An 8,308-nucleotide genomic window follows, 5' to 3' on the forward strand; every position below is an offset into this window, starting at 1 on the left:
GCTGGCGACCAGCGGAGCGAGGTCTTCGGCAGAACAACTGGCGAAAATGTCCATCGCCGCGAGTTCGTCGGTACCCAAACTCAGTTCGGCCACTGTGACATCCCGGGCATCCCGAACACTGCGCTCACCGCCATCAACTGCTCCGCTGTCGGCACGGTGCAAGGTTATGGCCCGCGCCGGGGCCGGGCAATCGGTGGCCGTCGCGATTCCCAGCCGATTGCCGCCGAAAGTCAGCCCGCGACTGCGGGTGTTCTTCGCATTCATCTGGCGCCTACGAAGCCGGCCAGGCAGCGGTGCGGCTGACCCGCCACCGAACCCCCCTTGACCGGTGATACGCTTCGCCGGCGGCATCTACCTGGACTGCCACGACCCCACTCACCACGGCGTACTTCCGTGTCATCCGCAGCTGACGACGCGCCGCACTCTGACGTCGGCGAAGTAACGCTCGGCGAGTTCGTAGTCGGCGTCGTCGTGCAGCACCGTCAGGCCCTTGGCGGCCGCGGTGCCGCAGACCAGCAAGTCGACCACCGACAGGGCACGCGCCGCGCCCACGCCGGCTAGGCGATGCTGGGCGGCGTCGATCCACGGCCACACCGATTTCGGCACCGGCACGTCGGGGTAGAGGCCGGCGAACATCTGGTTCATCTGATCGAACTCGCCGGCGTTGCGCGCCGATCGGCGGAACTCGACCCGCTGTGGATCACACGACCCGACGGCCCCGCTGAGAACCGGCAGCGTCCAAGCCTCGGTGCGTTCCGGTTCGCGTTGCAGGCGCCAGACCGCCGAGGAATCCACCAGAAACGAGATCACCTCACCGCGCCCGCTTGGCTGTCTTCTCGTCGGCCCGCGCCGAAAGCCACCCCTGGTAGTCCCAGTCCTTCGCCTGTTCGCGGGACCGGGTCAGTACCTCGACGCGGGCGAACCGCTGAACGTAATCGCGCAGCGCCAGGTTCACGGCTTCCTTTTTGGTGTGCACCCCGGCGATACGCATGACCTCGGCCAGCGCCTCGTCGTCGAGGTCGATCTGGGTCACCGCCACGATGGCCTCCCGGTGTCGAGTGATGTCGGTAATGTATCGATCAATCGTATGTCACCAACATCGCGCTGCTCGTCATCCGGTCACCGCCGCAGTGTCGCTGCGGGCAGCTGGCGGGAGAAGCGCCGAATCAAGTGAAGAGGGGGCCGACTTCGGGAGGTGCCCCGCAAACCCATCACCGCCGATTGACTCGGTGAACGCCTCCGCGCCCGAGGCATCAGTGCCCAAGCCGGACGCCGGGCTGCCCATATCAACCTGCCTCCCCAACGCACGGTTTCCGCAGGTCGCCTGCTGAGCCGCTGCGGCAATAAAAGCGGCTGAGGAAGCTCCTCCGGCACGCGACAGCCAACCAAGATTCATCAGCTAAATGAACAGCACAAGCTGACCAGTCATCAAACCCCGTGGAGCTAAGGGGAATCGAACCCCTGACCTACTCGATGCGAACGAGTATCGTTGGGCCAGATTTTTGGCTCTAGCTGGCGTTTCTCCTGGCAGGCCAGGACTCCTTGTCCTGGGGTTTTTGAGGTGAGCGCGCTCTCCTGCGGCATATTTGCGGCACATGAGCGGTAGCAGGGCGGGCCAGCGAACTAGCATCATCATGCTGCGCACCTGCGTATATAGGACGCACCTGCAGTTATCAATGATAACTGCATCCCCTGCGTGTTATCCTCACCCCCGCGGGTCAATCGTTGACCTGCGGAAGATCCGAAGGACCACTAAACATGGAACAACTCGATTCAGTCTTGGAGACCCATCGGAAGGTAGTCGAGGAGGGGTACCGGCGCGATGCCACCACTCTGCGCTACGACACGTACGCGATCACGACCTTGCGCGGCGGCGTCGGTAAATCGACGTTGTCATTCAATCTCTCGTACGAGCTGGCCCGGTTCCACTCGATTCTGATTGCCGACCTCTGTGCGCAGATGAACTTGACCGAGACCCTGCTTGACGATTTTTCACCCAAGGTCGACGTTGTAAAGTCGCTTGAGCCGGTGCTTCTTGGGCCAGCGTTTGGGACTGCGCCTAGTGATCCGACCTATCGGGTCTCGACCTATTGTGAAGCATTCAAGGTTGTCAAGGATGCGTTTCTTATTCCGGGGTCGGCAGAGATGTTTGCATTTCCGTCACAGCTGTACCAACAGCTGCAGACAGCCCACTCCGGTGGCCGCACGGAGGCCGTAGGTGCACTTCTTGAATCCTTACGGGGAGTGCTCAAAAAACAGGCTCAGCAGTGCGGCACCGAGGTGGTCTTGATGGATACGAGCCCCTTCTACTCCGGCGGCACACACCTAGCATGGTGTGCTGCAGATGCGGTAATTATTCCGGTGCGCGTCGATGAGCATTCTCTAGATTCATTAGAATTGACGTTGGATATGATGTCGAATCCGAACAAGGATTTTCAGCAGTGGAATTCACGGTCCGGAGGACGTGAGACTCCGCGAGTGGCGGCCATTGTGATGACTATGGTCGGTTCAAAGAGCCGAATTCGATCGACACCCGACCGTGCATCTTGCATGTACATCGAGCGTGCCATCGAGATTTCGAACCACTACCCGAAGCTGTTCGATTCCGAGGATCCATCCGAATACATTGTCGTAACTGATGATTTTATGTCGTCCGGGCGAATCAGCGGTGCGAAGAGCATACCCATCGCCGACCTCAAAATCGGTTCGTTTCACACCGTGGAAGGCAAGCGCCTACAAGTCAATTCGTCAGTGACCAGGTACCAGAACGAGTTATCGTACCTGACCAGCATCCTCTGAACCCAAGTGCCGCCATAGCCGGGAGACCCGATACATTCTGTGACTATCCGAGACCCCGGATGTAAGCCACTCGGCCCGCGATGGCGGCGGTGAGGTTCCGCGTCGAGACCTCCGGCATTGGCTCGGCATGGATGCCCTCGCCTTTGACGGTGGAGATCAGGCAGGTCGCATCGTAGAGGCGTTCACGTACCAGCCGATCGAACAGAATGCTGTATCGATCGGTGTAGGAGGACCGGTCGAACACGGGGTCAGTCGGATACAGCGGTCGGCCCTGGTCTCGCACGGGGCTTGTGGACTTGGGGGCGTGCTCGATCACGAACACGAAGCCCAGCCACGGACGGACCGAACCGACGTAACCAGCCTCATACGCCCGCCAGAGGTCCACCGCGCTCCCGATGGATTCCTCCGTCCGGTTGTTGAAGTTGTTTCCGAACGAGCCGGATTGCGACTTGCATTCGATGGCGGCCACCAAAGTGTTGCCGAGTGTAACCACGATGTCCCAATTCTTCGCCCGCCGGTAGAAGCCAGGCAACGGCAATATGCCGGTACGCCGGAGTTCGGCGCCCAGCGCGACCAGCGGCGCGAACTGGTCGGCGATCACATCCTGCAGCGCCGTCAGGTGCTGGCCACCGGTGACCGACCCGCGAGTGCCCGCATCGACTTTGCCGGACTCGATTTGCTTCTGCGTCTGTAGGTCACGCCCTGCCCAGAACGCTCGGATCGCGGTGTCATAGTCCTCGAACGTCGCCGTCACGCAGCCGCCAACAGCTCGAACTCGGCCGGGTCGATGCCGTACGCCTGCGCCGCTGCTCGGGTGGCCGCCTCGGCGTCGCGGGCACGGAACGCGCCCCGCAACGACTCGGCCAGCGACTGGCTGATGCTCTCCCACTTAGGAACCCGAATCTGCTTGAGATACTGAGCCTGGAACCGCAAGGTCCCTCCTCGCATCCGCACGCAGTAAGCCTCGATGTACGCCTGGGCGATCCGGCTCAACAGCAGGCCACCAAGCACCTCCATGTCCCAGGTGTCGGAGACCACGTAGTAGAGGTTGTGGTGCGGGTAGTGTCCGCCCGGCTCAAGCACCGGATGGATGTGCGCCTTCATGTCCTGCAGCAACAGCTTCGGACGGGCTGTGAGGGCTGGGTTCAGCTTGTCGATGGTGCGGTACCACGCCGCCGGCGACTTCCGCGCAACGAACCGCTCCCGCAGCGCCGGATGATCGGACAGGTATGCGGCCAGGCGGGGGTAATCACCAAGGGGCACCAGGGATCCGTCGTCGGCCCACGGATTCACCAGATAGGTGCCGCCCCACTCGAACCGACCGGAGGCGAGGTCGCGCTGCGTGGCCAGCGGCACCAGGCGTTCCCACTCCACCACGTCCGATTCGGTGGTCACGTACACCTTGTCGGCGCCGGTGGCGATGCCGATGCCGACCCGCGTCCCGGTCCGTGGATCATGCAACGGACCGAAGTGGTTGTTCAGGTGTTCGATGAGCGCCAGCCGCGCCGGGGAGCCGGTCGGCCACAATCCGTCGCCGGAGAACCAGTGCGGCAGCCGGTGAGCCACAACACCGGTACCGGTGTATTCGGTGCACGCATCGTCGGCCATCGCCGCCACGAGTCGCCGCGCAGTGGCCTCCCCAAACTCCGCGGTGGTGTCCGCTACGACGGCTGGTCCCTGCGGGGTGTTGGCGATGACTGTGATCGCGGGATACGCCGATACCTGCGCCTCAAAAGCGTCCACGTCGTGCATCTTCCAGGCGTGCTCGACGGCGAACCTGCGGGCGACGAGCTCCCGCAGCGCGGCCCCGTACTGGTTGTGCATCCAGCGGTCGGCGCAGATGAAACCAAGCCGCCCCTCCGGCTTGAGAGTCCGTAGCGCCCGCTCGATGAAGCCGACATACACATCGCACCGGCCGCGCATCGTCGGCCACGTTCGCCGGTACTCGGCGGCGAGACCGGCGGCCAGATCATCGTGGCGAATGTAGGGCGGGTTGCCGATAACCATATCGGCACCCGGAACGTCAGAGTCGGAGTCTAGGCCGGTCCCCAGCAGCAGGAAATCTCCGTTCTGCACCCACTGCTGCGCGAGGTCGGCGGCTACCTGATGCGATGCGCCCGCGCCGACCACCAGGTCGCGGCACAGTCGTCTGGACGCCGCGACGTGCTGAGCCTGCAGGTCGTACGCACGGATGCTGCCGGACAGGCCCGGGAGGTCGTGGCCGTAGGCCAGGGCGCTAGCCGTCAGCCGTTCGATGGCCGGCCCGAGGAACGCACCCGAACCGCACGATGGTTCAACCATCTGGAGCGCGGCGAGGTCACGGTCAGCCGTGTACCCGGTGAGGTCCAGAAGCGTGGCAACCACCCACCGGCGGGTGAACACCTCGCCATAGCTGGGCATGTTCTCGGCGGCCGGAGCACCCACGGCGGCAACTCTATAGAAGCGAGCGGGCTGGAGGCGGACCGACACGAGGTGGGCTGTGGATAGCAGCAAGGGACATCACGCAGACGTGTCCGAAGCAGCTAACTCGAACTCGCCCTGGCCGGGCACCCTTCCCCTCCTTCGTGATCGCGATAGGTATGAAGTACCAATCGGGCGGCAGCCGTTGCTCGTTTTCCCCGGTCGCGCCGTTGGGGCCTATCTCGAAGTAGGGGGCTGCTCGTACGGCGAGTTGAGGATCGGATTGTCGATCGGCTCACTCACGGGGACGGTCCTTTCTCTGGCGTCTTGACGCTGAGGATAGGCCAACTCCCGGACATACCGTAGGTTCTCGTGGTGGCCGAATCCGATAGCCCGCAACTCGCCGAACTTGCCGGGCTGATCGCCGAACGCAATGCTGTCGACGACCGCATCGCTCGCCTGCTCGACCGACCCACAAACGTCGGCGCGATGGGCGAGTGGATAGCCGCCCGAATCTTCGACATCGAATTGGAGACGGCGGCGAACAACGCGGGCTTCGACGGACGGTTCGTCGGTGGGCCGTTTGCTGGCAGGACCGTGAACGTGAAGATGTACACCCGACAGGAGCGGGTACTCGACATCAATCCGCACGCACCGTTGGACTACTACCTGGTGTTCAGCGGACCGGCTGGGGCGCCCGCGTCATCACGTGGCACCACCCGCCCATTCTGCATCGACCGGGTCTTCCTGTTCGACGCCCACGGATTTCACGATGAGCTGGAACGCCAGGGTGTGCAGGTCGGCATCGCCACCAGCGTCCGCGCCGCCCGGTGGGCCGCAAGTGAGATCTACCCGCAATCGAGCAACCCGCTCGTCGCCACCACCGCGGTGCAGCGTGCCCAGCTCGCGATGTTCAGTGGTGGCTAACTTGACGGGCCCCTACGGGTACGCGGCATGCCGCCACCGGCCGCCACCTGGCTTCGGTGAAAACCCCCACCGGACGCAAACGCCCGCCACGTCCCCGTGCTTCATCGGGTCGCCGCCTAGGTGAGCACCTGGCCGGTTGCGGGTCAGTACTTAGGTCGCTATCGGGTGACAGGCGGGTGCTGTCCGAGTCGGCCCCTGGCCCCATACGGGTCGCGATCGATACGGCCTCGTCAACCGGTTGGTGAACGGTCGAAGATAACGAGGGCTGCAACCGCATACATAGAAAACACCTGGTCGGTGTGAGCGCGACGTGTCTGTACGGCAATCTTTCCGGTAGGGCCAGCGGGACTATCGCTGCGGCGACCGCCGGTGGCACCCAACCCCCTGCCGCGTACCGAGTGGGCAGGCCGATCCCGCATCCTGCAACCGCCATCACACCGATGCGGACATCGGGCTCCCCTAACTCGTGAACATCACGCAGCAAACACCTACCGGCCGGAAATCGATGGCCAACGGTCCCGACGCGGCTTCGCCCCGTTCCGCGCACAGCTCGGCTGCGCACGATACGGCGCAAGCCTGATCGCGATACGGCGGCTCCACGCTCGCCTGCCCCACGCACCGGATACGCGGTCCGATGTCGAGTGCCGACCAACGATACGGAAGCAGCACGTCCTGCGATTCGTCGGCCTCAGCCGACCGGGTCGCGTTCTGGCGACAAAAGCTAGCTTCACCACGGGCTACTTCGGAAACTGCCGACCGGCGCATCGTCACCGTTTCCCGCTACGGACGCCGATACGACAGCAGCTACGAGGCGCGGTACGACGTTTGCTACGCGAGGCGCTACGGGGTCAATCGGATTTCGATACGGATACTGCGGTGGTAGGGCGCTGACCCGAACCGGAAGGACGTAGCCCGCACATGCAGACCATTCAATATGACCGTGGAGAGTTGTCTGGCCAGCAATGGTGCAGCGCTGTGCCGTTGCACCCCGACCACCTCGGCATCAACCCTCTTCCAGCGTCGGCAGCCCGTCCAGACGCACGGCCTTTGTCCGCCGTCGACGCTACCTTGGAGAACATGACATACCGGGGCGTTCGGGGCGGCGTCGAGGACCGCTGGTACAAGCGCGTCCGCCACCCGGACGGCACCGTCACCAAGGAACCCTCCCGCAGCCACGGCGTAAAGAGCAGATGGAAGGCCCGCTACGTCGACGCGGAGTGCACCGAACGCTACAAGGTGTTCGAAGTCAAGCGCGAGGCCGAGGCGTGGCTGCGCGACAAGCTGGCGGAAGTCGCCGCCGGCACTCACATCGATCCGGCCAAGGGCAAAGTGACGGTCGAGGACGTACACACCGCCTGGGCGGCCGCACAGGGCCACATCGCCAAGAAGACCGTGGCCACTAGGACCACCGCGTGGACCAACCATGTCAGGCCGCACTGGGCCAAGATCCCGGTCGCGGAAGTAACGACGGGCGGCATCCGATCCTGGGTCGCGAAGCTGGTGAACGACGGCACGGGAGTGCCAACCATCGAGAACGCCTTCCATGTGTTCCGCAGCGTGCTCAACACCGCAGTAGAGGACGGTCGCATCCCCCGCAACCCGGCCGACGGGGTGAAGCTCCCGAAACGTCTGCACGCCGACCGCGGCTACCTCAGCCACACCCAGGTGCTCGCTTTGGCCGGCGCGTGCGGCGACGACGGCACTGTGGTGAGGTTCCTGGCCTACACCGGGCTGCGGTGGGGCGAGATGGCCGCGCTGCGGGTTGGCGACTTCGACATGCTGCGGCGCCGGGTGTCGGTCAGCCGGTCGGTCACCGAGGTCAACGGGCTCGACTGGCGCCAGCCAAAGAACCACGAACGCCGCAGCGTGCCGTTCCCCGCCGCACTCACCGACGACCTCGCCGCCCTGATGACGGGCAAGGCCCGCGAGGATCTGGTGTTCACCGACACCCGCGGCAACGTGCTGCGCAACTCCAACTGGCGCAGCCGTGTGTTCGCCCCCGCTGTGACCGCCTGCCAGGAATCCGACGACACCTTCCCGGTAATCACGCCGCACGATTTGCGCCACACCGCGGCCAGCCTGGCCAAAGTGCGCGGAATTGCATCTGATGCATCATTCGGCGGTTTCGGTGATCGAGTTGTCGCACGGGACTTGGGGTTTGGGGAGTCGTTCGCGGCGTGGC

Annotated in this window: 5 protein-coding genes, 1 tRNA gene and 3 pseudogenes; 3 read left to right on the top strand and 6 right to left on the bottom strand. The window is 64.0% G+C overall.

The genetic code is table 11. The features are described 5' to 3' along the window. The 4 genes and pseudogenes from AC2VON_RS19825 to AC2VON_RS19840 all read right to left on the bottom strand — a co-directional run. Positions 1–264: pseudogene (locus AC2VON_RS19825) on the bottom strand (hypothetical protein); the annotation flags it as partial. A 132-nt stretch (positions 265–396) separates the two neighbouring features. Beyond that, positions 397–778: pseudogene (locus AC2VON_RS19830) on the bottom strand (PIN domain-containing protein). 108 nt (positions 779–886) lie between these two features. After that, positions 887–1,039, bottom strand: a pseudogene (locus AC2VON_RS19835) (type II toxin-antitoxin system VapB family antitoxin); the annotation flags it as partial. Positions 1,040–1,438: 399 nt separating this feature from the next. Then, positions 1,439–1,514: transfer RNA gene (locus AC2VON_RS19840), tRNA-Ala, on the bottom strand. Between the two features lie 244 nt (positions 1,515–1,758). Here AC2VON_RS19840 and AC2VON_RS19845 point away from each other — a divergent pair. Next, positions 1,759–2,799, top strand: a complete 1,041-nt coding sequence (locus AC2VON_RS19845; protein WP_486954476.1) for a ParA family protein — start codon at positions 1,759–1,761, stop codon at positions 2,797–2,799. A gap of 43 nt (positions 2,800–2,842) precedes the next feature. Here the strand turns inward: AC2VON_RS19845 and AC2VON_RS19850 are convergent, their stop codons facing one another. Together AC2VON_RS19850 and AC2VON_RS19855 are read right to left on the bottom strand one after the other, a co-directional pair. Next, a complete protein-coding gene (locus AC2VON_RS19850; protein WP_486954477.1) occupies positions 2,843–3,553 on the bottom strand; it encodes a PaeR7I family type II restriction endonuclease in 711 nt (236 codons plus the stop codon). After that, positions 3,550–5,223, bottom strand: coding sequence for an Eco57I restriction-modification methylase domain-containing protein (locus AC2VON_RS19855; RefSeq protein ID WP_486954478.1), 1,674 nt, complete (start codon positions 5,221–5,223; stop codon positions 3,550–3,552). Before AC2VON_RS19855 ends, AC2VON_RS19850 begins: the two co-directional genes overlap by 4 nt. A 351-nt stretch (positions 5,224–5,574) precedes the next feature. Between AC2VON_RS19855 and AC2VON_RS19860 the strand changes: the two genes are divergently transcribed. Together AC2VON_RS19860 and AC2VON_RS19865 are read left to right on the top strand one after the other, a co-directional pair. Then, entirely contained in the window at positions 5,575–6,126 is a 552-nt protein-coding gene (locus AC2VON_RS19860; RefSeq protein WP_486954479.1) for a hypothetical protein, read from the top strand. Positions 6,127–7,203: 1,077 nt separating this feature from the next. After that, on the top strand, positions 7,204–8,308 hold a 1,105-nt coding region (locus AC2VON_RS19865), incomplete at its 3' end, for a site-specific integrase (protein ID WP_486954480.1).

This window comes from Mycobacterium sp. TH-M82 (assembly GCF_057473605.1).